Here is a 26,376-nt window from a genome sequence, read left to right on the forward strand (position 1 = left end):
CTAAATAATAGAAATATTATTTAGTGTTAATTTATTTTAATGAAAAAATACAGAATGTATTAATAAATTTAGTAGAAACATATATATAGTTTTATAACTATATGATAAAATTAGTTTATGAATATATATTTTGGAGGTTATGATGAACCTAAATATTAAAAGTAATAAAAAGTTATATAAATATAATAAATTTTTTATAGTATTTGTAGGAATAATTATATTTCTTTTAGTACAATATAAATTAATAGATTTATCACAAGTTATAATGATAATAGTAATAGCTATTTTAATGCTTATGCTTGAAGAGTGTTTCATAAGAATTAAAATGAAAAATAACGAGTGTATTAAGTGTAAAGAAGGATATGCTTTATCTATTGAAGCAATGGATGGAGCAATTTGGAAATGGGATGATGATACAAATAGTTTGTTTATTTCAGGAAAGATAAAGAATCAACTTGGGATAAGGAAAGAGAATATTACGTTAGAAGACTGGTATGGATATGTAGATGATTCCCAATATGATAAAGTAAGGACTTATTTTAATAATATATGCTTAAATAGAATGTGTATAGAATCAAATATTAAGTATAGACTAAAGGCAAAAGATGGACAGTTAATTCATGTTGATTATACAGGAAAGGGTTCTATAAAAGATAAGATTTATAGTTTATCTGGAGTAATAACCGATGTTAGTAAGGAAAAAAAAGCTGAACAAAAGATTCATTTTATGAATTATTATGATGATATAACAGGTATCCCTAACAGGAAAATGTTTACAGAAAAATTTAAAGAGTTAATTAACGATAATCTTAGTTGTGGTACAAAGTTAGGATTAATTTTTTATGATATAGATAATTTTAAAAGTATTAATGATACTTATGGTCATGAAGTAGGAGATCAGATACTTTTAAAGCTTTCTGAGAGAGTGAATAAAGAACTAGATGGAAGACATACATTTGCTAGATTTGGTGGAGATGAATTTGTAATTGCTTTTTCTAGAGTAAATGATGAAAATGAAATAAGAGAATTATTAAATAGATTGTTAGTTAGCGTGAGAAAACCTATTGAAGTTAATAATAAAAATATATATTGTTCCATAAGTTTAGGGGTAAGTATGTATCCAAGAGATGCAAAAAATCTAGATATACTATTGAAAACAGCAGATATGGCAATGCATAAGGCTAAAGAAGAAGGGAAAAATAGATTTAGATTTTTTGATGTTGATATTTTAACTTTGTTAAGGCGACAATATGATATTGAAAAGGCCTTTAGAACTGCTATTGAAAAGGAAGAAATATTTATGGTTTTTCAACCAAAAATATCGATAAAAGGTGAAAAAGTAAATGGATTTGAAGCTTTAGTAAGATGGGTAAGCCAAGAGTTGGGATTTGTTTCTCCAGCTGAATTTATTCCAATTGCTGAAAATACAGGATTTATTGTTGAACTAGGGAAGTATATTGTTGAAGAAAGTTTTAAAAAGTGCAGAGAGTTATATGAGACAAGTGATCATAAATTTCATATAGCTATTAACATATCGGATATTCAATTGAGAGAAGAGGGCTTTATAGAATTTATTTCAGATTTACTTAATAAATATAATGTACCACCGGAATATATAGAGTTTGAAATTACTGAAGGAGTTATTATGCAGTCAGTATCAAGAAATATAGAGATTTTATTGAATTTAAAAAATTTAGGTGTATCTATTGCGCTTGACGATTTTGGAACAGGGTATTCATCATTAAGCTATTTAAAAAGACTACCAATAGATGTATTAAAGATTGATAAAAGCTTTGTAGATGGTATTGGAGTTGACGAGAAAAGTGAGTATATAGCAGAAAGCATAATAAAGCTTTCACATAGTTTAGATTTAAAAGTAGTTGCTGAAGGAGTAGAAACTAAGGAGCAATTAGGATATTTAGATAAAATGAAGTGTGATATCGCACAAGGATATTATTTTAGCAAACCAGAAAAATTTGAAATTATAAAAGAAATGATATAAAATTTTTAATTTTTAAGCACAAAATGACCTCTTAATGCGTATTATGTAAATATACGATTTTAGGAGGTTTTTATGCGTATAAGAATAGAGGATGATTTTGATGGTGAACTAGAAAATGAATATAAGTCAATAGATAATGACTCAAATGTAGGAAATGGTAAATTATCAAATTCTAGTGAAACAATAATAGATGTCGAAGCAACTGATGTTGAAGTAGATAAAGCTACTAATGATGATAGTTGTAATGAAAATATAGATGGCCCAATAGCTTCAGAAAAGGATAAAAAGGAAGCAAAGACTTATAACCTTGATAATGGATTCAGTTTAGAACTTCAAGGTGCAACTTTTATAGATGATAATGAAGAAGTAAATGATAATAGGGGTTATATTAATCAAAAAGTAGTAACGGATGATGAAAATGAATATAATAATGAAAGTGAGTACAATAATGAAAGTGAGTACAATAATGAAAAGATAACAGCAGATGATAAAGATGAGTACGATAATGAAACAATAGCAACAGGTTATAATAGTGATTATATTAATAAAAAAATAAAAATAGATGATAATGTAAAAGAAAAGTTTGTAGAAAATGAAGGATTTGAACAAGAGTATATAAATAATAGTAATTATAAAAAAATAAAAAAGAAAGAAAGGAAAATAGTTGGAAAGATTACGGTTATATCAAAGTTAGGAGATAGAAAAGGAAGTTGTATTTCAGATGCTAAGATAAATTTATATGCTCTAAATGGATTATCTCCAAAGCTGATAAGTTCAAAATTTACGGATAAAAATGGAGTTGTTATCTTTGATAATTTAGCTGAAGGAAGTTATAGAGTAATTGAAATTGTAAATAGGAAGTATTTTGAAAAACCAACATATATTCAATGGAATGAAGTAACTATTGATGATGAATTAAGGGAAGAAAGTATTATAGTAATAAATAAAGTAAAACGTCATTAAAGATAATACAGAAGGATTGAGGATTAGTGAAATATTAGTTTAAAGATATTATACTTTTCTTACAATCCTTTTTTATGTTAGAATTACATATAATAAATGAAAGGAAGATACGAGAAATGAAAATAAAGATAAAGTATTTTGAAGGCGCAACAAAGTTAAAGAAGATTAGTAAGGGAAATTGGATAGATGTTTATGCTAGTAAAGATATATTTGTGCCTTTAAATGAAAGAGCGATGATACCACTAGGATTTGCTTTAGAATTACCACAAGGATGGGAAGGGCATTTAGCACCAAGAAGTTCAACGTTTAAAACTTGGGGAATAATACAAACAAATTCTGTTGGAGTCGTTGATGATACATATATTGGAGATAATGATCAATGGCACATGCCTGTATACTGCTTGCAAGCAAAACATGATAGTGGAACATGGATAAGAACTGGAGATAAAATAGGGCAGTTTAGAATAATGGAAGTAATGCCAGAAATTGAATTTGATGAGGTTGAAGCTTTCGGTAATTGTGATCGTGGAGGATTTGGAACTACAGGAAGAAACTAAAGCATTTATTGAAAGTCAGTATAAAAACTGACTTTTTGTTTAAAATATAAATATAAGGAAACAATGAAAAAATTATTGTAATTATATGTAAATTATGTTAATATAAACAAAAGAGGGGTTATTACAATCAAAGGGAGAAGTAGGGAAGACATGAAGTACATTGATTTATCACATGAAATAAAAAATGAAATGCCTGTTTATCCAGGAGATAAAGGTGTTAAATTAATAAAAGAAAAAGATTATGTAGAGAATGGATATAATAGTTTTTCTATAGTTACAGAAATGCATGCAGGAACACATATAGATGCACCGCTACATATGAAAGAAAATAAAAACTATATAGCTGACTATCCAATTGAAAAGTTTGTAGGTAATGTAGTATTATTGGATGTTAGAGGGGAGAAGCTTATAGAGGTTAAGGAGGAATACTATATAAATATTAAAGAAAATGATATAGTATTATTATTTACTGGGTGGGATAACTTTTATGGAAAAGAAGAGTATTATACTGATCATCCAATTGTAAGTATGGAGTTAGCAGAGCTTTTAATAAAAAAGAAAATTAAGATGTTAGGAATGGATATGCCTTCACCAGATAGGGATAATTATGAAATCCATAATATATTATTTGAAAATGATATATTTCTTTTGGAGAACTTAACTAATTTAAATAAACTTTTATATAATGAGAATATTCAATTATTTGCCCAACCTTTAAAGGTTCAAAGTGAGGCGAGTTTAGTTAGGGCTGTAGCAATTTATCAGGGATATTAATATTATAGATAAAAATAACAGAATACATTTAGTACTCTGTTATTTTTATTTATAAGAAAATATTATATACAACTAGAAATAAAACTTTCAAATAATTTAAGCATGATAGTATCTTTTAATGAAAGCATCTCGGGATGCCATTGGACACCTACTACAAAATTTTTACCTTCCATTTCAATAGATTCAATAATTCCATCTGGGGAAGTTGAGGTAGCAATAAGGTTATTACCAAGTTCTTTAACAGCTTGATGGTGAGCGCTATTAACAATGTATTTATCTTCTCCTAATATATTACGAATTAAACTATTCTTTTTAATAGAGATTGGATGACAAATATTTGATAAATGACTATTTTGATTATGAAGTATTGCATTAGGAATATTATGAGATATATCTTGATAAAGAGTACCACCTGCTGCAACATTTAATACTTGTATACCTCTGCATATTCCTAATATGGGCATGTTTAGAGATAAAGCTTTTTGAGTTATGGAAATTTGATACCAATCTATAAGATCATTACATTTTCCAAGGTGAAGTTGTGGAGAAGTATTATATAAGAGTGGATTGATATCAGCACCACCAGGTAATAATATTCCATTACAAAGTGACAATTGTTCCTCTAAGACATCTTTGTTTTCAATAATAGGAAGATAAATAGGGATTCCGTTAGCCTTTGCGATGCATTTAGAGTAGTTATTATTATTATAATCGAAATAATTTCCAGCAAATGAAGGATTAGATTCTGTATATAAAGAACCTATAATACCAATAATTGGTTTGATCATTTTAACCTCCATGAAATTTATTGTTTATAATATATAATATAGTAGAAAAGAAAGCTATTGTTTACTATAGTAATAAACAAATAAATGGACTATTATTGCAATAATCCATTTATTTATTATTAGATAAAGTATATTAATTTAAAGTTCATCTTATTATAAAGTTTACTGAAGACTATATATATCAGAAAATTCAATACTGCATTTATCTAATCTACTATGACTATCTTCATTTATATTATAGATTATATCTGAGTCCTTAATTGTTTGAATTGGTAAAGTGAAAGTGAATTCTGACCCAATATTTTTTATGCTATAAACGGCAATTTTACCACCATGCATTTGAACAAGAGATTGTACAAGTGATAATCCTATTCCACTTCCTTCACATTTTCTAGTTAAAGTATCATCAACCTGTATAAATCTTTCGAAAATAATAGATATATTTTCTTTGGGGATTCCAATACCAGTATCTTTAACAGAAATAATAACATTATCTTCAGTTTTATCAATAAAGACATTTATTACACCAGGTGATTTAGTATATTTAACTGCATTAGAAAGAAGATTTAGCATAATTCTTTCAATTTTATCAGGGTCACATGAGATAATTATCTCTTCAAAAGAGGTATCAAAAATTAAATCTATACCCTTATCTTTTAGATACTGTGCTACAGATAGTGTTATATCTTCAATTATAGAAACTATGTTACAATTTTTCGGGTGTATTTCGTAATAACCACTATCTATTTTAGTAATATCAATTAAATTATTAGCAAGTCGTAGAAGTCTATAGGAGTTCTGTTTAATTGAATTTGTATATTTTTTTAAATTGAAATCCTTAGAGCATTTAATATTTTCATTAAAAGTATTATGATTAATTACTTGTAAGCTTGCTAAAATTATATTTAGCGGTGTTTTAAATTCATGAGATATATTAGCAAAAAATTCATTTTTTATATTTTCTATATGCAAAGATTCTTCCATAAGTTTTTTTTCGATTTCTAATTCTTTTTTATCAGTAATATCTTTTCCTGTAACCATAATAACATTATCAGAATCAATATAAGAACAATTCCAATTAAGCCATTTTACACAACCATTCTTAGTAATTAATCTAATACATAAATCAGTAATAGTTGTTATAGAATGTAATTTGCTACTAAATAAATCATAAAGTTTATATTTGTCATCACTATGTGTTAGACTTAACAAATTCATAGATAAAAGTTCTTCTTTAGTATAGCCTAAGAGTTTGATCCAACCTTCATTAATCTTTAAGAAATCTCCATTAGCGGCTATAGTTGCAGTTAAATCTGTTGCAGTTTTTAATAAAAAGGAAAGTTCTATTTCAGTTTTAACACGTTTATGTAATTCTATTTTTAGATTGTTAGATAAAAGATAGTTATGCATTGACAACCCAAAGCGATTACAAAGTGTAGATATAAATTCATTATTATGAACTACAGGAGTAAACTTATCCTTATATCCTATATAAATTAATCCTAAAAATTTATTATTATAGTAAATTGGTTGTACACATATTTGTTTTATAGTTTTTCTATAGTATTTGTGAAGTTTACTTGGAGATAAAAAATCTATATCGTGCAATCCCCAGTCTGTAAAAGGTTTAATAAGGGTTTCGTATTTGTAGTGTGTTAGTTGAATTGAATGAAAATTCTTTACAAGCTCATCGTAAGAGGAACTACAATAAGGAATTAAAGATTCATTAACATATATCCAAGCATGAAATTCATCACAATTCAATGATTCTAAAATAGTATTGCTAAGTCTATTTAAAGATGCAAATTCATCAGTGCAATCTATATTTTGTTTTAATAAATTATTAATACTATTTAATTGTATATTACTTTTAGCTATATCCATTTCATAATTATTTTCAGGTGTTAAAGTTAAAGGGTTATATATTCTTTTAAAGTTTTTCATATTATTCTTTTTATAATCATCATCGGTAATATTATCTTCATTATAACATTCGAGTTTAATAAATATACTATTAGTATTTTTATACAAACCTTTAGAAATTTTAGTATTAAATTTAATTGGTAAAGAATTTTTAGAAATAATATCTAAGTTTTTTAATGATTTATCTTTAATATTAAACAAAGTATTAATATTTTTATTTAATATAAAAGATAAAATATTTTTATCAATTATCTCATTAAGTTTGTAACCAAGTTGTATAAGAAGAGCTTTATTTGAAAATAGAATTTTACCAGTATGATCTATTATAAGAATTTTTTCATTTAAAATATTAAAAAAGTTTTCCATTAATCCTCCAAGATTATTTAACTATGTGTATATTTACTCTAATTATAATCCTATTTTATCAAATAATGTAGCAATTTTGCAAATAAGTATAAAATGCTTATTTATAAATAAGAATAAAGTAAAAATAAAAAATAAATAAGACTTTATAATTATATAAGTTTTATTTATAATTATAGAATAATAAAAGTATTAAGTTTTAGAGTTTACACAAAGTAAAATAAAAGAAGAATAATATAACACTGGAGTTGGAATTAATAAAAAATATCATGATTTAATATTTAATAGATTTAATCAAGTTATTGATCCATCATATGCAGTTAAAAAGGAAGGTGGGTTAGGATTAACTATTACAAAGAAGATAATTGATCTTCATAATAGTGATATTTATGTAAAAAGTTATACCAGCACAAGTAAGTAAGTTTATTATAGTATTGCTAGTTAAGCAAAAAAAGGTAGTATGTTTTGAATTAAGATATAACCTTATTAATGAGTAGGAGATTAGTAAATGAGAAAATTTAAAAAAGTATATATAGAAATTACTAATGTATGTAATTTAAGTTGTGATTTTTGCCCAAAGACAAGTAGAAAATATAAATTTATGAATAGGGAAGAATTTAACTATATAATTAATGAAATAAAGCCATATACAGATCACGTATACTTTCATTTAATGGGTGAGCCTTTATTAAATGAAAATATAGATGGATTTTTTGAGGAATGCTATAAAAATGGATTAATGGTTAATTTGACAACTAATGGAACATTACTAAATAAAAATTTAGAAAAGCTTATTAATGCAAAAGCATTGAGACAAGTAAATATTTCACTACATAGTTTTGAAGCAAATGAAAGTAATATAGAGCTATATGAATATATTAATAGAGTTACTGATTTTATTAATGAAGCTAGAAAAAAGAGTGATATTATATGTGCTATAAGACTTTGGAATATGGATAATGAGGAGTTAAAGGGTGCTAATAAATTGAATTTAGAAATATTGAATTTATTAGAGAAAAATCTTAATTTGGACTTTTCATTGGCAGAAAAATTACAAGAAACGCATAAGATTAAGCTAAAAGATAAAGTTTATTTAAATATGGCTGAAAAATTTAACTGGCCAGATATTAGTATAAATTCTATTGGTGAAGAAGTATTTTGTCATGGGCTTAGAAATCAAATAGGAATATTGGTTGATGGTACAGTTGTTCCTTGTTGTTTAGATAGTGAAGGAACTATTAAATTGGGAAATGTTTTTAAAGAACCATTTATAAGCATTTTAGAAGGAGAAAGAGCATCTAATATATATAATGGATTTTCTAGAAGAGTTGCAGTGGAAGATTTGTGTAAGAGATGTGGATATGCAACGAGATTTAAAAAATAATTTTTATTTAATAAGTTTGATATAGATAAATGGAATTATAAGTAAAATTGTATTCCATAACTAAGGAGGAAAAATGGAAGAGAGAAATTTGAAAAAAGAGATTAGTCTTTTTATGGCTACAATGCTTGTATGTGGTAATATGATAGGTTCAGGAGTATTTATGTTGCCATCAACATTAGCACAAGTATCAGGACCAGGAGCAACAATAATTGCATGGATAATGACAACTATTGGTTCTATATTAATTGCAATATCCTTTGCTAATCTTGGAACTAAGTATCCTTCAACTGGAGGAGCATATCAATACACTAAGGAAGCTTTTGGAGACTTTGCAGGATTTTTAAGTGCATGGTTATACTGGAATGGTTCATGGATAGGAAATGCAGCTATTATTGTGGCAATAACTAGCTATGCATCAGCAGTTATTCCTGCTTTAAATAATCCAATTATTTCAATATTATTTTCTAGTGCTATATTGTGGATATTTACAATAGTTAATATCTTAAGTGTAAAAGTTGCAGGAAAACTTCAATCATTTGTAACTGTATTTAAAATAGGATTTTTTACACTTTTTATAATTGTAGCATTTTTAAATTTTGATAATTCTAATATAATGCCTTTATTCTCAGAAGGCAAAGGATTAAGTACGGTACCATTAGCTGCAACATCAACATTATGGGCATTTATAGGATTAGAAAGTGCTACGGTTGCAGCAGGAGAGATTAAAAATCCAGAAAAAAATATAAGAAAAAGTACTATTTATGGATTAATAATTGCGGCAATAATATATTTAGCAATAAGTATAGCAAGTATGGGAGCCATGGATAATCAAACCTTAGCAAACAGTACTGCACCACTTACTGATATATTAACTAATGCATTAGGAAATGGATTTGGGAAGATTCTTACAATTGCGGTTGTTATTTGTATTTTAGGGACTGTTATTGGATGGTTATTAGCAACTGCAAGAGTTTCTTATGCTGCTGGGGTTGATGGGGTATTCCCTAAATTCTTTGGAAAGATAAATGAGAAAACGGGAACACCTGTAAACTCACTTATATTTGGAGCTGTTTTAGTTAATATATTATTGGTAATGAATTTCCAAAAAGGTATGGTTGATGCATTTACATTTATAACAATACTAGCAACACTTTCATATTTACCTGTATACATATTAAGTATTTCAGCAGAAATGATGTTAACATTTAAAGAAAATAAAGAGTTTAGTTTCAAAATATTTATTAAAAAATCTATATTACCATTATTAGCATTTATATATGTGCTATGGACTATATATGGTTCAGGTGCAGAAACAGTAATGTGGGGATTTATACTTATGCTTTTAGGAATACCAGTATATGTGTATAATCACCATAAGAATGAAGTAAGTAGATAAGAGAAAAATCAGTAGCAGTTTATGTTACTGATTTTTTTAAAAGTAAATATCTTACAGTAATATAATTATTATATTACTAGAAGATATTTAGAAAATCTTAATAAATAATGATGATAAAGTATGGTAAAATAATATTACTATTTAGTAGGGAGGATAAGAAATGAAAATTAACTGGAATAATAAGTATGCAACTATTTCAATATATGCTTTTCTTGTTATTTGTGGAAGTATTCTTCTATATGTAGGAATATCGCAAATTAATGATATAAAGGCAGGAATAAGTGATTTTATAGGAACATTACAACCATTTATTATAGGAGGAGCATTAGCTTATATATTAAATTTTATTTTAAAGTTTTACGAAGAATATGTTTTATCATATAAGTGGTTTCAAAAATTAAAGAAAAATGGTAAAAGGGGAGTAGGAATATTATTTACGTATATAACAGCTACTATAATAAGTTACTTATTTATTCAATTTGTACTTCCTCAATTAATTGATAGTATAGTGGGCCTTGTAAATAATATACCACAGTATTTAAATGATGTGACTAAACTTACTAATGAAGTAGTAGGAAATATTAATTTACAACCTGAGTATGTAGAGTTAATTACTAGTAAGTTAGGAGAAGCAATTAATTATTTTATAAGTATAGTGAGTAATTTACTTCCGGTAGTTGGTAACTTTATTGTAGGAGCAACATCAAGTATTTTAAATATTATTATCGGTATAATTGTATCAATTTATATTTTAATAGATAAAGAAAAGTTTATGGCTTTAGGTAAAAAGATCACTTATGCATTATTTTCAGAAGAAAGCGCAAAGTTTGTTTTGAAGTTGGCAACTAAAAGTAATATGACCTTTAGTAGATTTATTGGAGGTAAAATTTTAGATTCAGCAATTATAGGAGTATTAACATTTATTATATTAACAATTTTTAAAATGCCATATGTATTATTAATTTCAGTTATAATTGGAGTAACTAATATAATACCATTTTTTGGTCCGTTTATTGGTGGGATTCCAGCAGCAATAATAATTCTTTTCGTTTCACCAATACAAGCACTATGGTTTATTGTAATAATCATTGTGATTCAACAAATTGATGGTAATATAATAGGGCCTAAGATTCTTGGAGATTCTATTGGGATATCTGCCTTTTGGATATTATTCTCATTATTAGTAGCTGCGAAATTCATGGGATTTGTAGGAATGATAATAGGGGTTCCATTATTTGCAATATTCTATTCCATAATAAAAGAAATAATAGAAGATAAGCTAAGTAAAAAGGGGTTACCTGTAGAAACTGATAAATATAAATAAAAAATGTATAGAATTTTGAAATATGTTTATACTATTATAATGTAAAGACAAGAAGGGTATATAAACAGTAACCAATAATTTTATTATTTTGTTGTTATCTTTGTTTTAGACCTTTCATATATGGAGGAATTTTATATGTCAGACAAAACTTTAACATGCAGAGATTGCGGAAATGAATTTGTTTTCACAGAAGGAGAACAAGAATTCTATAAGGAGAAAGGGTTCGAAAATGAACCAACAAGATGTGCTGCTTGTAGAAAAGCTAAGAAACAACAAAATAATAGAAGATAATTATATCGTATTGTTTCTTAAGAGTCATAGAGTTATATCTATGACTCTTTTAATATTAAAATAAACTATCTTGAAAAGTTAGTTTATTTTATTGATTAAATGATTTAATTAATACTGAATTAAGAGCTTGATTAATATCTTTATGGTTAACTAAACTAACAAGAGACTCATTTAATCCTTCTGCAGTTCTTAGAAGCTCAAATGCTCTATCACAATTGCCATTTTTTCTTTCAATTAAAGCAGAATAATAATAAGGCTCAATAAAGTGAACATTTTCTTCTATTAAATAATCAAATTCCTTTTTAGCTTCATCAAATTTATCAAGTTTAAAGCAAATTTCTGCATAATTTGATTTAATAATATTATTGTCAGAATTAAAATCCATTGCTTCTATAGTATATTTTTCAGCTTCAGTGAATCTACCCGAACATAGAAGCAGTGAGGTTAAAGTTTCGTAAATATAAGTGTTTTTATTATTTTTTATTAAGTTTTTTAATAGTGTAATTCCTTCTTCTTGAGAATTTGTTTTCCATAAAACTATAGCCTTTGTTACTTCGATATTTAATGATTCACGTGGCTTTATATTTTTGGAATTTAAGTTTTCATCAATATATTCTCTAGCTAAAGAAGGTTTTCCATATTTTAATTCACAAATTAAATAATTAGAAATTATAGGACCATTACAATACTTTGACATAGCAGCATCTCTATAGTATTCTAAAGCTGTTTCATAATCCTCTAATTTATAAGATTTCATACCTTTATAAACTTTAATAAAGTACCTTTTTGTTATTATTAAGTAAATTAATAATAATGATAAACATAGTAAAATTGCTAATTGTAATCCTAAAAATGCTGAAGATATTAAAGAAACAGCAATAATAGCAATTAATATAAAATCTTTTTTATTTAAATTCTTCCCCATATAAACCCCTCCATTACATTGTATAAATAAGATATATTATAATATTTTAGGTTAGATTTAATATAATAGTCTATTATAATTATACATTATGTAAATAATTTCACAAGGCATTAATAAAAAGTTAATATCTTGAAGAAAATATTATAGGGAGTATAATATTATTATTAAAAATATAGAAAGGTAATTAAGATATGAAAGTAATGTCCTTTAATTTAAGAAGCGATTTTATTTTAGATTTTAAAAATAGATGGGATAAAAGAAAACATATAGCATATGAAGTTATTGATAAATATGATTGTGATATTATAGGTGTACAAGAAGTAACAAATAAAATGTTTGATGATATAATAGATAACTTTAAAAACTATACAATAGTAGGAAGTGCAAGAAGTAAAAAGTATTTTTCTGAAAGAAATAATTTATTTGTAAAAAATAAAAATAAGATAATTAAGCATAATACATTTTGGCTATCAAAAAGTCCAGATAAGGTAGGAAGTCAACTTTGGTATTCATTATATCCTAGAATATGCACTACTGCGGTAGTAGAACTTGAAAATGGAGATAAGGTTAGAGTTTATAATACTCATTTAGATTGTTTTTTACCTCAAGCAAGGGATTTTGGGCTTAAAAAATTAGCTCAGTTTATTGATAAAAATCGTAAAGAGGAAAAGCTTCCTGTAATAGTTATGGGAGATTTTAATGCAACTCCAAATAGTAAAATTATTAAAAAGTTTGCGGCTGGTGAATATAATACAGATAGATTTGTAGCAGTTCAAGAAGCAAAGCAAGAATTGTATAAAAAGTCTACTATGAGTAAATTTAAAGGTAAAGAAAATGGACTTCATATAGATTATATATTTGTAAGTGAAGATTTAGAAATTATGGATGTAGATATAGTAAAATACAATAATAATGGAAACTATCCATCAGATCATTATCCATTAATTGCGGATATAAGAATAAAAAGTGAATAAGTAAATAATCCAAAAGCAATTTTATTATGAATATACTTTTAAAATTTAAAAAAGAGTATATTCATAATAAAATTGCTTTTTTAAAGTTAAATAAAAGTTAAGTAATTTTAAGATATGTAAATAATAGATGTTTAAAGTTAATAAATGTTAAAAAATAATATTTTATGAAAAAGTTAATATATAATTCTTTGTTCCACTAGTATCAATTATTTCAGCTTATTTACTAACTTATAAAAGAAGAAAATTCATTGATAAGCTAAATTAATTTTGAGTTAACACTAGATATAATTACGTAATATGATTGAAGTTATAATCTTTACTAGCTAAAGACACCTTAAAACTTTGAAAGTTTTTAAGGTGTTTTTTTTGTATAGGAAAGTATAAATTTTTTAAAGTCGTAAAGGTGGTGATACCAATGTATTTCAAGATTTAAAACTATAAAATTGATACCACGAAGTGGGCGTGGCGATAGCCACTTTGTTCTTATAGAAAGCAAAATATTTTAATGTTTATGAAATAAAAAAATAAAAAAATAAAATATACTTGAAATAATATTTCGTTAGTGTTAATATAATACCATAGAGTGTAAACGTAAACAAAGTTAATGGGGAGGATTTAAGATATGAATACAATAAAATTAGAAAATTTAACAACAGAAAGTAGAAATAGTAGTTCTTTAAATATCGATAAGGTATCAACATTAGATATGGTAAAGATTATTAATAATGAAGATAAGAAGGTTGCTTTAGCAGTTGAGAAGGAATTAGTGAAAATTGCAGAGGCTATTGATGGAATAGTAAGTGGAATGCAAAAAGGCGGAAGATTAATTTATATAGGAGCTGGAACATCAGGAAGACTTGGTATATTAGATGCTTCAGAATGTCCACCTACATATGGTGTATCTGAAGAATTAGTTCAAGGAATTATAGCTGGAGGGACTGAGGCAATATTTAGGGCAAAAGAGGGAGCAGAGGATTCTAAGGAATTAGCAATTGAAGATTTAAAATCAAAGAATATAACTGAAAATGATACAATAGTTGGACTAGCTGCATCAGGAAGAACACCTTATGTTATTGGTGGATTAGAATATGCAAACAAAATAGGAGCATTAACAGTATCAATAACGTGTAATGCAAACTCAGAAGTAGCGAAGGTTTCAAAAGTATCAATAGCTCCAGTAGTAGGTGCAGAGGTAGTTACTGGTTCAACGAGAATGAAAGCTGGAACTGCACAAAAGTTAGTATTAAACATGCTATCAACAGGAACTATGATTAAGCTAGGAAAAGTATATGGAAATTTAATGGTAGATGTTAGAGCTACTAATAAAAAGCTAGTTGAAAGGGCAAAAAAAATAGTTTGTGAAGCTACAGGAGTAGATAGAGAAGTATCAGAAAAAGTATTAAAAGAAACAAATTATGATGTTAAACTGTCAATATTAATGATACTGACAGGATTAGACATAGATGAGGCAAAAGAAAAATTATCACAAAATAAAGGCTATATTGCTAAGGCAATGGAAACTATTTAAAGTGTATAGGGGGAGAGAAAATGACAAAGCAAGGAAGTATTACAAACCAAGAAATAGCTAAGAAGTTGGTTGAACTTGTTGGAGGAAAAGAAAATATCAAAGCAGTTGAAAATTGTATGACTCGTTGTAGACTAGAGTTAGTTGATTTATCGAAGGCTAAGATTGAAGAAATTAAGAAAGCAGAGGGAACTTTAGGAATTGTTGAAGCAAAAGGTCAATTACAAGTTATTTATGGACCAGGTAAGGTTAATAAGATAACAGAGGAAGTTAAAAAAATAGTAGGGGTAAAGACAGCTATAGGAGAAGAAGCTGTTAAAGCTACAAAGGCAAAATTAAAAGAAAAAAATGATACAAAATTTAAAAATATACTTAAAAAGTTAGGAAATATATTTATTCCTTTAATACCATTATTTGTAGCATGTGGACTAGTGCTCGCTGTAAATAATATAGCTGGAGTTTATTTTGGAGATGTATATAAGACAACTAATGCAGCTCAGATAATAGGATTAATAGGTAATGCAGTATTTGCAATTTTACCAATTTTAGTAGGGGTAAATGCGGCTAAAGAATTTGGTTCTCAAATGCCAATGATAGGTGGGGCATTAGGGGGAGTGATATCATCAGCAACATTAGCTAATATAACTGTGTTTGGTAAAGCATTGACACCAGGACGTGGAGGAATTATTTCAGTTATTCTTGTTGTAGCATTAGCTGTGTTTATAGAAAAGCAATGTAGAAAATTTGTACCAGATGTTTTAGATTTATTTGTTACTCCATTAGTAACGTTAACAATATCAGTTTTAGCAGCTTTATTTATATTACAACCAGTAGGTGGAGCAATTTCAGATGCTATGGGAGTATTAGTCTCAAATACAATAGCTTCTAATAATACAATAGTTTCAGTTTTATCCGGTGCTATATCAGGGGGATTATTCTTACCTCTTGTTATGACTGGAATGCATCAAGCATTAACACCAATTCATGCTGATTTAATTGCAAATGTTGGATATACAGTATTATTACCTGCATTAGCAGCTGCTGGTATGGCTCAAGTTGGAGCTACTTTAGCTGTTGTAAGAAAAACTAAAAATGAAAGATTAAAGAAAACTGCAAAAAATGGATTAATACCAGGATTTTTAGGAATAGGAGAACCACTTATTTATGGTGTAACATTACCTTTAGGTAAACCTTTCTTAGGGGCTTGTCTTGGTGCAGCTGTAGGTGGAGCAGTAATGGCTTTATTCAAAGTTGGTGCTGTTGCATTAGGAGTTTCAGGATTGCCATTAGCTTTATTAATTGCTGATGGAAAAATATTAGTGTTCTTAATAGGGGTTTTAGCATCATACGCAGCAGGATATTTCTTTACTAGTATATTAGGATTTGAAGATCCAGTAGAATAGAATTATATTAAAAGGGTGGTATGCTATTAATAAACATATCACCCTTAAATTATATCTAGTTAAATTAGGAGGAATTATTATGAGTTTGGGTTTTTCAGTTTATTTTGGATTAGATAACACTATGGAAGAAAATGTGAAGTTGTTAAATGAAGCGAAGAAATTAGGTTTTACAAGAATATTTACATCTTTACATATACCAGAAGCAAATTATGAAATATTAAAAAAAGAAGTTAATGAATTTTTTGGTATAGCCAAAGGTTATGAAATGGATATAATAAGTGATATTTCTCCAAATACATTTAAATTTTTAGAATTAGAGAATATGGATTTAGAGGGATTAAGGAATTATGGGGTTAAAACTATTAGAATAGACTTTGGATATACTCCAAAAGAGATAGCTAAAATGAGTAAGAATAATTGTAATATTAAAATACAGCTTAATGCATCAACTGTAACTGAAGATTTTCTTTTAGAATTAGATAAATATAATCCAGATTATAAAAATATAGATGCACTTCATAATTTTTATCCGAGAAAGGGGACTGGTATATCAGAGGAATGTATGATAGAAAAGAATAAAATTCTTAACAAAAGGGGAATTAAAACTTGCGCATTTGTTCAATCAAACAACAGGAGAAGAAGTCCTCTTATGGATGGCTTACCAACATTAGAAGATCACAGAGGTTTAGATGTAAGGAAAGCTGCAAATCATTTATTTGCTTTAAATAATGAATCGGTATTTATAGGTGATTCTTTACCAAGTATAAGAGAGCTTAAGGATTTAGCTGATTTAAATCAAGACGCCATAGAACTAGATATTGAATTAAAGGTAAGGGATAAGGTTGTAGAAAGAATTTTAGGTGAAATATTTTCATCAAGAACAGATGAAGCTAGAGATGCTATAAGAGCAGCTGAAAGTAGATTAATATTGAATAATGATATTATAAATCCTATAAATACTATTGATAAAAAATATGGGGATATTACTATTGATAATGTTGAATATAAAAGATATATGGGTGAATTGCAAATTTTAAAGGTAAATCAAGTAAGTGATTACAGAACCAATGTTGTAGCATCTGTTTTACAGAATAATTTTTATTTATTAAAATATATAAATGGAGGTAAAAAATTTTACTTTAATATTATTAACAATAATAGGACGTGAGAATATGAATTTATTGCAGTATATAAGACAAAATTATGAAAGTTTTACAGAGAGAGAAAAACGTATAGCAGATTATCTTCTTAATAAAAATGATGAGATTATTGAGATGTCTGCAAAGGAAATAGGAGATGTAACTAATACTTCAGCACCAACAGTAGTAAGGTTTTCTAAAAAATTAGGATTTAATAGTTTAAATGAAATGAAGATAAAACTATCTATTAGTTTAACTAATGATAAAAATAAAGAGGAATTTGAGTATTTAGATAGGGATTTGAGTACTAAAAGTATAATTAGTGGAGTTAAGCAATCAATTCATACAATAATAGATGAAACTGTAAATTTAATAAATGAATGTGAATTAGATAAGGCTATTGATTTATTAAGTAAAGCTAAAAATATTTATGTTTTTAGTGTAGGGGTATCAAATTTGGTTGGATTAGATTTATATTATAAGATGAGCAGAATAAATAAAAGATGTATTGCTCATTCTGATACACACCTTCAAATTACTTCTTCAGCTTTGATGGAAGAAGGAGATGTTGCAGTTGCTATTTCATATTCCGGAGATACAAAAGAGGTAATATTATGTGCTGAAAATGCAAAGAAAAATAATATACCTTTAATTGTAATTACAAAAGCTAGTATAAATAATAGTTTAGAAGAATATTCTGATGTAACATTGCATGTACCTTTTGTTGAAAAATCATTAAGAGAAGGTGCTATGACTTCAAGAATTTCACAATTAGCTATTATAGATATGCTATTCTTAGGGATAGCACGAAGTAATATAAAAGATGTGGAAGAAAAGCTTTTAGTAACAAGAGATGCAGTGAAAAAAATAAAGATATAGGAATATAGATGTATTAAAACTAATACTAATGTTAATGGTTCATAAATGAATTACTAATATTAATATTAGTTTTTTTTGTCTTAAATTTTAACAAGATGTAAACTTTTGATTAATAGAATTTTATAGAAAGAGAAGAAATGGGGCAAATAAACGCTTGAAAAAAGTGGAAATGAAAATTGCAGTAAAAGAAAGGAATTTAAAGAAATAGTAGTGACAATATATGGTAAACACAATAAAACATTTTAAATTGGATAAAAAAGTAATGAAACTGAAATTGAAAAAATAGTTTAAAGGGTATAAAGTTTAAGGCAAAGAACGATAAGGGGGGAACAGTGTGGAAAAAATTTCAAGAGTGATAGCCAAAAGTAGAGTTTTGATTTTAATAGTTGCAATATTTCTATTAATTCCTTCTGCAATAGGTTATTTTAATACAAAAGTTAATTATGATATTTTAAGCTATTTACCTGATGATTTAGAAACTAGAGAAGCTCAAAAAATTATGAAGGATGAATTTGATTGTGGATCTTTAGCTATGTTAATAGTTGAAGGGATGGAAAATAAGGATGTGGCTAAACTTAAAGAAAAAGTATCTAATGTAGATGGAGTATCAGAGGTAATTTGGATTGATGATGTACTTGATATTTCTGTTCCTAAGGAGATATTACCAGATTCCATAAGGAATATGCTTTTTTCAGATGACTCGACATTAATGATTGTTAAGTTAAAAGATACAGATGCTAGTGAAAGTACTGAAAAAGCAATAGAGGAAATAAGAAATATAACAGGTAAACAAGCTTTTTTAAGTGGGATAGGGGGAGTAATAAAAGATACAAAAGATTTAGCTGATAAGGAAACACCAATTTATATTTTAATAGCAGTAATTTTATCAATAATAATTTTAAGTTTAACTATGGAATCCTTTATTATTCCGATTATATTTATGTTAAGTATAGGAATTGCAGTAGTTTATAATATGGGATCAAATATTATATTTGGTGAAATTTCTTATATAACAAAGGCGTTGTCGGCAGTATTACAATTAGCTGTAACTATGGATTATTCAATTTTCTTACTAAATAGATATGATGAAGAATGTAAAAGTCAGCCTGATAAGACTGAAGCTATGGCAGTAGCAATAGAAAAAACTATATCATCTATTGCTGGTAGTTCTTTAACAACAGTTGCCGGATTCTTAGCATTATGCATTATGGAATTAGGTTTTGGAAAAGATATTGGATTTGTAATGGCTAAAGGGGTTGTATTTGGTGTTATATGTACTATAACAGTATTGCCAGCAATGATATTAACATTTGATAAGCTTATTCACAAATATAAGCATAAGACGTTATTACCTAAGTTTGAAAAAAGTTCAGCCTTTGTGATAAAGCATTACAAGATTATTGTAATTATTGGTGCAATTAGCTTAATACCAGCCATTATAGGAAATAACAATACAGAGGTTTATTATAACTTAGATGAATCACTTCCAAAGGATTTACCTTCTAGTGTAGCTAATAATAAATTAAAGTCAGAATATAACATGATGTCTACTAACATAATTTTAGTAAGAGATGATTTAGAAGCATATAAGGTTGATGCAATGATTGATGAATTAAAAGCTATTGATGGGGTTACTTCAGTAGTAGGTTTAGAAGATTTACTAGGACCTAGAATTCCTCAAAGTTTCATACCAAGTGATTTATTAGAGAAAATAAAAGATGGTGGATATGAAGAAATAATGCTTAATTCTGAGTATAAGGCAGCATCTGATGAGGTAGGGGTTCAATTAAAGAAAATAAACAATGTTGTTAAAAAATATGATAAAGGTGGATTAGTTGGTGGAGAGGCGCCATTAACAGAAGATTTGATTACAATAGCAGATAGCGATTTTAATAGGGTTAGTGTAGCATCAATTTTAGCTATATTTGTAATAATACTATTTGTATTTAAATCAGCAATAATACCTATATTATTAGTTTTAGTAATTGAATTAGCTATTTTTATAAATTTGGGTATTCCGTTCTATATGGGAACAAGCATTCCATTTATATCATCAATAGTTATAGGAACTATTCAATTAGGAGCAACTGTAGATTATGCAATATTATTAACTTCTAGATTTAAAGAAGAGTTAGCAATAAATTCAGATAAGAAAAAAGCAATGACAATAGCACTTCAAAGTTCATCAAGATCAATTTTAACTAGTGCTTTAACTTTCTTTGGGGCAACAGCAGGGGTTGGAATTATATCAGATATGGAAATGATAAGTTCATTATGTACATTAATGGCTAGGGGGGCAATTATAAGTATGTTTGTAATTCTATTTATATTGCCAGGAATATTATTGCTTTGTGAAAAATTAATAGTTAAGACAAGTAAGTCTTTTGTTGAGTGTGTTGAAGGGGGAAAAGAAATATGAAAAAAGGGTTATCAAAAAAATTAGCGTGTTTAGTTGCGTTAATAACAGTTACATCAAATTCAGTAGTTTTCGCTCAAGATATAAAAAAGGATGAAACTGTTTATGTTATATTAGATGAAAATGGAAATCCAACAGAGCAAATTGTTAGTGATTGGATTAAAGGAAGTGAAAATTTAGGGCAATTTACAGATAAGTCTACATTAAGTGACGTTAAGAATGTAAAAGGTGATGAAGAACCAACTAAAAATGGAGATGAATTAAGTTGGAATATTGATTCTAATGAACTTTATTATCAGGGTAAAAGTAATAATCAATTACCAGTAACAATATCAGTTAATTATGAGTTTAATGGTAAAAAGGTTGAGCCAAGTGAGGTTTTGGGGGAAAGTGGTAAGTTTAAGATTTCTGTTAATATAACTAATAATGAAAGTAAGACAGTATTTATAAATAATGAAAAGAGAAATATTTATTTACCATTGTTAACTGCAGCAGAACTTACTTTATCTAATAGTAACTTTAGTAATGTGGAAGTTAGTTCTGGTAAGGTTATTAATGATGGGAATAATTCCTTAGTAACATTTGTAACAATACCAGGATTAAAAGAATCTTTAGATTTGGGAGATGTATTAGATGACTTATTAGGTAGCAGTAGTATTGATTTATCTGATTCATTTGAAATTACAGGTGAAACTAATAATTTTGAGATACCAGCAATAATAGTTTTAGCTACTACATCAAGTGAAAATATAGATGAAATTGAAGGTATTGATAGTTTGGATGATTTAAGGACATCATTAAATGATTTACAAAAAGGTGGGGAAGATTTATTAAGTGGATCTAAGGAATTATTAGATGGACAAACAGAATTAGCAAGTAATTATTCTATATTTAATGCAGGAGTAGGAACATTAAATAGTGGAGCTATTGAACTTAGAAATGGATTAAATACTTTAAATGGAAGTGTTCCAACATTACTAAGTGGAGTAAATTCATTAAATAGTGGAGCAGGTCAAATTAAAGAGAATTATGATAAATTTGATGAAGGAGTATCATCATTAGCAACAGGTGCAAGTACTTTAAATAGTGGAGTTAATACTTTAAGTGGTAGTGTACCAACATTATTAAGTGGAGTTAATACATTAAAGAGTGGGTCAGGTGAACTAAAGGATAAATATACAGAATTTGATGCTGGGATATCATCATTAGCAACAGGTGCAAGTGCTTTAAATGAGGGCGTTAATACATTAAATGATAGTGTACCAACATTGAATAATGGAGCAGTTGCATTGAATTCAGGGGTAAGTGAATTACAAGGAAAATACACAGAATTTGATTCGGGAGTAGCAAGTTTAGCTGATGGAGCTAAAAATTTAGATGAAGGAGTGTCTAATTTAGAAGAGGGATCAAAAAGTTTAAATGCAGGTGCTACAGAATTGAGTAGTGGACTTGGAACTTTAAAATCTTCACAAGAAGAATTTACTTCTAAAGTTAATGAGTATGTAGGAGGCGTAAGTAGTTTAAATGAAAATTATGATTCAATAGATAGTGGTATATCATCTGCATTAAGTGGTATGACAGAATTAAATAATGGATTGCAAGGAGCTGGAGATGGAATTGGAAAGCTTCAAGATATTACAAGTAGCTTAAAGCAAGTTGCAGAGTCGATTGATACAATGGTTACATCAATTCAAGACATAGATCCTACTCAAGCAGAAATGCTGAGAGAATATAGCGCTAAAATTAAAGCAATTGCAGATGGTCAAAGCGAAGGATTAACAAATTTATCTTCTGCACTTCAATCAGGAGCAAGTGGAGCAAATGAACTAGAAAATGGTTTAAGAAATTTAGCTAGTGGATCTGCAGAAGTTAAAGTTGGATTATCACAATTATCATCAAAGGGGGATTCTTTAAATGCAGCAGCACAAGCTATAAGTAATGGAATAAGCTCAGCATATGATGGTAGTAATTCTTTATTAGTAGGAACATCAAGCTTGCAAAGTGGTGTAGGTAATTTAAAGAGTGGAAGCAATACATTGTTAAATGGGGCTAATTCATTAAATGATAATTCTAAACTTATAAATTCTGCTATGGGAGACTTATCTAATGGGAGCCAAAAATTAGCTGAAGGTACAGGAGTTTTATTAGAGGGTACAACAACTTTAAGTGAAGGAAGTAATACATTGTTAGATGGAGCTAATGAATTAAGCACCAATTCAAAGTTGATAAATTCTGGAATAGGATCAATATATGATGGAACAAATCAATTATCAAGTGGAGGTAAGACATTAGCTGATGGAGTAAGTGCTTTAGCAACAGGAAGTAATCAATTATCAAGTGGAGCTAATGAATTAAATACAAATTCAAAGAAGATAGATTCAGCATTAGGTACATTGTATGATGGAACAAAGGAGTTAGCTAATGGAGGAAAGACATTAAATGAAGGGGTAAGTGCTTTAGTAACTGGTGGTAAGACATTAGCAGAAGGTACAGGAACATTGAAAAGTAATTCAGAAAAGATTTTAAATGGAACAGAACAATTAAAAAGTGGAACACAATCATTATATGAAGGTGTTGATAAGCTAAAGAATGAGGGATTAGACAAAATTAATGATTTAGGAAGTGAAGCTTTAGATAGTATCGATGGATTTAGTCAAGCAAAGGATGAATTAGTGCAAATGGCAAAGGATTATGGTGTTTATTCAGGATTATCAAGTGATATGAAAGGATCTGTTAAATTTATAATGAGAAGTGATGCTATTGAAAGTTCAGATATTGATAAGACAACAGATGATTCAAGCACTAAGAATACAGAGAATAAATCAGATAAAAGTGATAAGTCACTAATTGATAAAATAAAGGGTCTATTTAATTAGTAAATTTTATTATTAAGGAGCATGTAAATTAATCATGCTCCTTATATTTTAAGAAGTTTTTTCTTTTTTAAACCATTTTAAAGCATTTCTAAGCTTAATTGGATTACCATACATTAAAGTACCTAATCTATAAATCTTAGCAGATGCAAGAGCTGTTAAAATAGTTGAAGCAAGTAAAATAATAAATGAAATTACAATTTCAAAATTAGATACAGTTCCCATCGCAACTCTTATTAGCATAGTCATTGAAGAACTAAAAGGGATAAATGATGCAATTTTGATAAGTAAGCTATCACTATTTGATAATCCAAATATACTTATAAAGAATACAATAACAAAAATCATTGTTATAGGTCCAATACTAGAACTTATATCTTCTGTTTTAGAAACTAATGCTCCTAAAGCTCCAAATATAAATGAATAGAAGAAGTATCCTAAACCACCAAATAAAATAAAAGTTAATAATATATTTGATGGAATTTTAAATATGCCATCTAAAAGGCCATTCCATGCTTTGCTATTTAGAGAATAAGTTATCATTCCAGAAGCAAGAATTACTCCAACTTGAATAAAACTAGCTAAAGCTGCAGCTATTACTTTACCGAAAATAAGGCTATTACTATTTGCACTTGTAACTAAGACTTCAATGGCTCTATTACTTTTTTCAGATGTTACAGCAACTGCAATAAGTTGTCCATATAATAAAATCATCATATACATTGCAAAAATAAAGATGTACACATAAAAGAAGTTATTAGCACTGTCTTTTCCAAGGATAGTAACATCAGAATCAAATGAGGGATGTATAACAGATTGTAAATCATTTATATTTAAGTTATGTTCATTTGCATAAGCTTGTTGGCTTAAGTTTGATAATAGATTTTCAAAAATCATTTGGTTTGTATCTGTAAATCCTGAATTATTAACTAAATATGAATATTTAGTTAAGCTATCAACTGAAAAACCGGCTTCTACATTGTCTGATTTAATTAATTTTTCAGCTTCATCTAAACTGTTAACCTTAGTCCATTTAGAATTTAAGAAAGCAGATTCTAAAATATCTAAATTTTCAAAAATATTATTATTATCTATTATTACAAAGTTTTTTTTATTTTCTTCAGAGATTTCTTCTACAGACTCAATACTTTCTGTAGAGCTTTGGTCTAATTGAGGAATAAGTTTAGACATATTAAAAAATGAAGGTAAAGATAATCCTATTATCAATAATATAGAAAAAAGAATTGTAGTAATCATATATCCCTTGTTTTTAAAATAGTTACTTAATTCAAAGCTTAATACATTAAAAAATTGTTTCATTATTCATCACCAGCCTTTAATACAAAAATATCAGTTAATGTAGGTTCATATATTGCAAATTTTTCAATATCAATATTAGTAGTTAAAATATGTTTTAATAAGTTATTCTTAGTAGTATTTTCACAAAGTTCTAATACTAAAAAATCTTTTTTTACTTCGTAAATACTAACTAAATTAGCAAGTTGTTCTTCACATATTTTTTTTAGTTCTTCTAGAGAATAGTTACTTGCACTTAATATAAGTCTATTTTTACCAAAGTCCTTTTTTATTTCTTTTAAGTTACCACTTAATGCAACATTACCTTTATTAATTATAGCAATATCTTCACAAAATTCTTCTACATAACTCATTTGATGGCTAGAGAAAATAACAATTTTATTGTTTTGAATTAATTCAGTAACTACATCCTTAAGAATTTGAGCATTAACAGGATCAAGACCACTAAAAGGTTCGTCTAAAACTATAATTTCAGGATTACATACTAAGGTTTGAGCTAATTGAACTTTTTGTTGATTACCTTTCGATAAAGTATCTAGTTTCCTATTTGCATAGTCTTCAATACCTAGTTGTTTAAGCCATTTTAAAGTGTTTTCTTTGGCTTCTTTTTTACTTATACCTCTTAATGAAGCAAGGTATACAATTTGTTCAGTAACTTTCTTTTTTGGATATAATCCTCTTTCCTCAGGTAAATATCCGATTTGATGATTTTTAGGTATAAAAGGTTTACCATCAATTAATATTTCACCGGAATCGCATTTAAAAACATCCATCAATATTCTAATAGTTGTTGTTTTACCAGCACCATTCCTACCTAATAGACCTAATGCCTTACCACTTTCTACAGAAAAAGAAATTCCGTGAAGCACTTCATTGCCGGAAAAACTTTTTCGTATATTTTTCACTTCTAATTTCATAAAATCCCCCCAAAATATTTAAATAGAATTTATTACCGTAATAAAAGATTTATTTTAAAATATAAAACGGTAATTTATAACTTATTATAATGTACAAAATATATAATTACAATGGTTATTAAGAAAATTTTAACAAATTTTAAACAATAAGAAAACACAATTAGCAAAATTTAGGGGATAATAATAAAAAAGGGGCTGTATCAGATTGAATTAATAAATTCAATCTGAATACAACTCCTTTTT

General features: G+C 27.3%; 20 protein-coding genes and 1 pseudogene. 16 read left to right on the forward strand and 5 right to left on the reverse strand.

Annotation, left to right across the window (positions count from 1 at the left end; translation table 11 throughout):
• Positions 1-139 precede the first annotated feature (139 nt).
• From I4V63_RS10790 to I4V63_RS10805, 4 genes are all read left to right on the forward strand, one after another.
• On the forward strand, positions 140-2,002 hold the full coding sequence (locus I4V63_RS10790) for an EAL domain-containing protein (protein ID WP_207746554.1): 1,863 nt from the start codon (positions 140-142) through the stop codon (positions 2,000-2,002).
• A 72-nt stretch (positions 2,003-2,074) separates the two neighbouring features.
• Positions 2,075-2,965, forward strand: coding sequence for a prealbumin-like fold domain-containing protein (locus I4V63_RS10795; RefSeq protein ID WP_196001260.1), 891 nt, complete (start codon positions 2,075-2,077; stop codon positions 2,963-2,965).
• Between the two features lie 116 nt (positions 2,966-3,081).
• Complete coding sequence (locus I4V63_RS10800; RefSeq protein ID WP_196001261.1) at positions 3,082-3,522, forward strand: deoxyuridine 5'-triphosphate nucleotidohydrolase; 441 nt, start codon at positions 3,082-3,084, stop codon at positions 3,520-3,522.
• A 150-nt stretch (positions 3,523-3,672) separates the two neighbouring features.
• Positions 3,673-4,296 carry a cyclase family protein gene (locus I4V63_RS10805; RefSeq protein ID WP_196001262.1) on the forward strand — a complete coding sequence of 208 codons (624 nt, stop codon included), beginning with the start codon at positions 3,673-3,675 and terminating at the stop codon, positions 4,294-4,296.
• A 62-nt stretch (positions 4,297-4,358) separates the two neighbouring features.
• Here the strand turns inward: I4V63_RS10805 and I4V63_RS10810 are convergent, their stop codons facing one another.
• Positions 4,359-5,084: a gamma-glutamyl-gamma-aminobutyrate hydrolase family protein gene (locus I4V63_RS10810; RefSeq protein WP_196001263.1), complete on the reverse strand. Its 726-nt coding sequence runs from the start codon at positions 5,082-5,084 to the stop codon at positions 4,359-4,361.
• 162 nt (positions 5,085-5,246) lie between these two features.
• On the reverse strand, positions 5,247-7,373 hold the full coding sequence (locus I4V63_RS10815; RefSeq protein ID WP_196001264.1) for an ATP-binding protein: 2,127 nt from the start codon (positions 7,371-7,373) through the stop codon (positions 5,247-5,249).
• Between the two features lie 247 nt (positions 7,374-7,620).
• Here I4V63_RS10815 and I4V63_RS10820 point away from each other — a divergent pair.
• From I4V63_RS10820 to I4V63_RS10840, 5 genes and pseudogenes are all read left to right on the forward strand, one after another.
• Positions 7,621-7,791, forward strand: a pseudogene (locus tag I4V63_RS10820) (ATP-binding protein); the annotation flags it as partial.
• An 87-nt stretch (positions 7,792-7,878) separates the two neighbouring features.
• A complete protein-coding gene (locus I4V63_RS10825) occupies positions 7,879-8,754 on the forward strand; it encodes a radical SAM protein (RefSeq protein ID WP_196001265.1) in 876 nt (291 codons plus the stop codon).
• A gap of 73 nt (positions 8,755-8,827) precedes the next feature.
• Complete coding sequence (locus I4V63_RS10830) at positions 8,828-10,150, forward strand: amino acid permease (protein ID WP_196001266.1); 1,323 nt, start codon at positions 8,828-8,830, stop codon at positions 10,148-10,150.
• A gap of 160 nt (positions 10,151-10,310) precedes the next feature.
• Complete coding sequence (locus I4V63_RS10835) at positions 10,311-11,474, forward strand: AI-2E family transporter (RefSeq protein ID WP_196001267.1); 1,164 nt, start codon at positions 10,311-10,313, stop codon at positions 11,472-11,474.
• 135 nt (positions 11,475-11,609) lie between these two features.
• Positions 11,610-11,765 (forward strand): zinc-ribbon domain-containing protein, encoded by a 156-nt coding sequence (locus I4V63_RS10840; protein ID WP_196001268.1) that lies wholly within the window; start codon positions 11,610-11,612, stop codon positions 11,763-11,765.
• A gap of 88 nt (positions 11,766-11,853) precedes the next feature.
• Here the strand turns inward: I4V63_RS10840 and I4V63_RS10845 are convergent, their stop codons facing one another.
• Positions 11,854-12,690: a hypothetical protein gene (locus I4V63_RS10845; RefSeq protein WP_196001269.1), complete on the reverse strand. Its 837-nt coding sequence runs from the start codon at positions 12,688-12,690 to the stop codon at positions 11,854-11,856.
• 191 nt (positions 12,691-12,881) lie between these two features.
• Between I4V63_RS10845 and I4V63_RS10850 the strand changes: the two genes are divergently transcribed.
• From I4V63_RS10850 to I4V63_RS10880, 7 genes are all read left to right on the forward strand, one after another.
• Positions 12,882-13,664 (forward strand): endonuclease/exonuclease/phosphatase family protein, encoded by a 783-nt coding sequence (locus I4V63_RS10850; RefSeq protein WP_196001270.1) that lies wholly within the window; start codon positions 12,882-12,884, stop codon positions 13,662-13,664.
• A gap of 622 nt (positions 13,665-14,286) precedes the next feature.
• Entirely contained in the window at positions 14,287-15,192 is a 906-nt protein-coding gene (gene murQ, locus I4V63_RS10855; protein WP_196001271.1) for an N-acetylmuramic acid 6-phosphate etherase, read from the forward strand.
• 38 nt (positions 15,193-15,230) lie between these two features.
• Positions 15,231-16,592, forward strand: coding sequence for a PTS transporter subunit EIIC (locus tag I4V63_RS10860; RefSeq protein ID WP_196001283.1), 1,362 nt, complete (start codon positions 15,231-15,233; stop codon positions 16,590-16,592).
• 79 nt (positions 16,593-16,671) lie between these two features.
• The gene (locus I4V63_RS10865; protein ID WP_196001272.1) at positions 16,672-17,760 is read left to right on the forward strand and encodes a MupG family TIM beta-alpha barrel fold protein; all 1,089 of its coding nucleotides are present in this window, start codon (positions 16,672-16,674) and stop codon (positions 17,758-17,760) included.
• A gap of 4 nt (positions 17,761-17,764) precedes the next feature.
• Positions 17,765-18,610 (forward strand): MurR/RpiR family transcriptional regulator, encoded by an 846-nt coding sequence (locus I4V63_RS10870; protein WP_196001273.1) that lies wholly within the window; start codon positions 17,765-17,767, stop codon positions 18,608-18,610.
• A gap of 334 nt (positions 18,611-18,944) precedes the next feature.
• Positions 18,945-21,029 (forward strand): MMPL family transporter, encoded by a 2,085-nt coding sequence (locus I4V63_RS10875; protein WP_196001274.1) that lies wholly within the window; start codon positions 18,945-18,947, stop codon positions 21,027-21,029.
• Entirely contained in the window at positions 21,026-23,902 is a 2,877-nt protein-coding gene (locus tag I4V63_RS10880) for a hypothetical protein (RefSeq protein WP_196001275.1), read from the forward strand. The genes I4V63_RS10875 and I4V63_RS10880 overlap by 4 nt, the downstream gene beginning before the upstream one ends.
• 48 nt (positions 23,903-23,950) lie before the next feature.
• Here I4V63_RS10880 and I4V63_RS10885 read toward each other — a convergent pair whose 3' ends face one another.
• Together I4V63_RS10885 and I4V63_RS10890 are read right to left on the reverse strand one after the other, a co-directional pair.
• The gene (locus I4V63_RS10885; RefSeq protein ID WP_196001276.1) at positions 23,951-25,219 is read right to left on the reverse strand and encodes an ABC transporter permease; all 1,269 of its coding nucleotides are present in this window, start codon (positions 25,217-25,219) and stop codon (positions 23,951-23,953) included.
• Entirely contained in the window at positions 25,219-26,133 is a 915-nt protein-coding gene (locus I4V63_RS10890; protein WP_196001277.1) for an ATP-binding cassette domain-containing protein, read from the reverse strand. The genes I4V63_RS10885 and I4V63_RS10890 overlap by 1 nt, the downstream gene beginning before the upstream one ends.
• Positions 26,134-26,376: the final 243 nt, after the last annotated feature.

Origin of the sequence: Clostridium sp. 1001271B_151109_B4 (assembly GCF_015670405.1) — a bacterium.
Lineage (GTDB): Bacteria > Bacillota > Clostridia > Clostridiales > Clostridiaceae > Clostridium.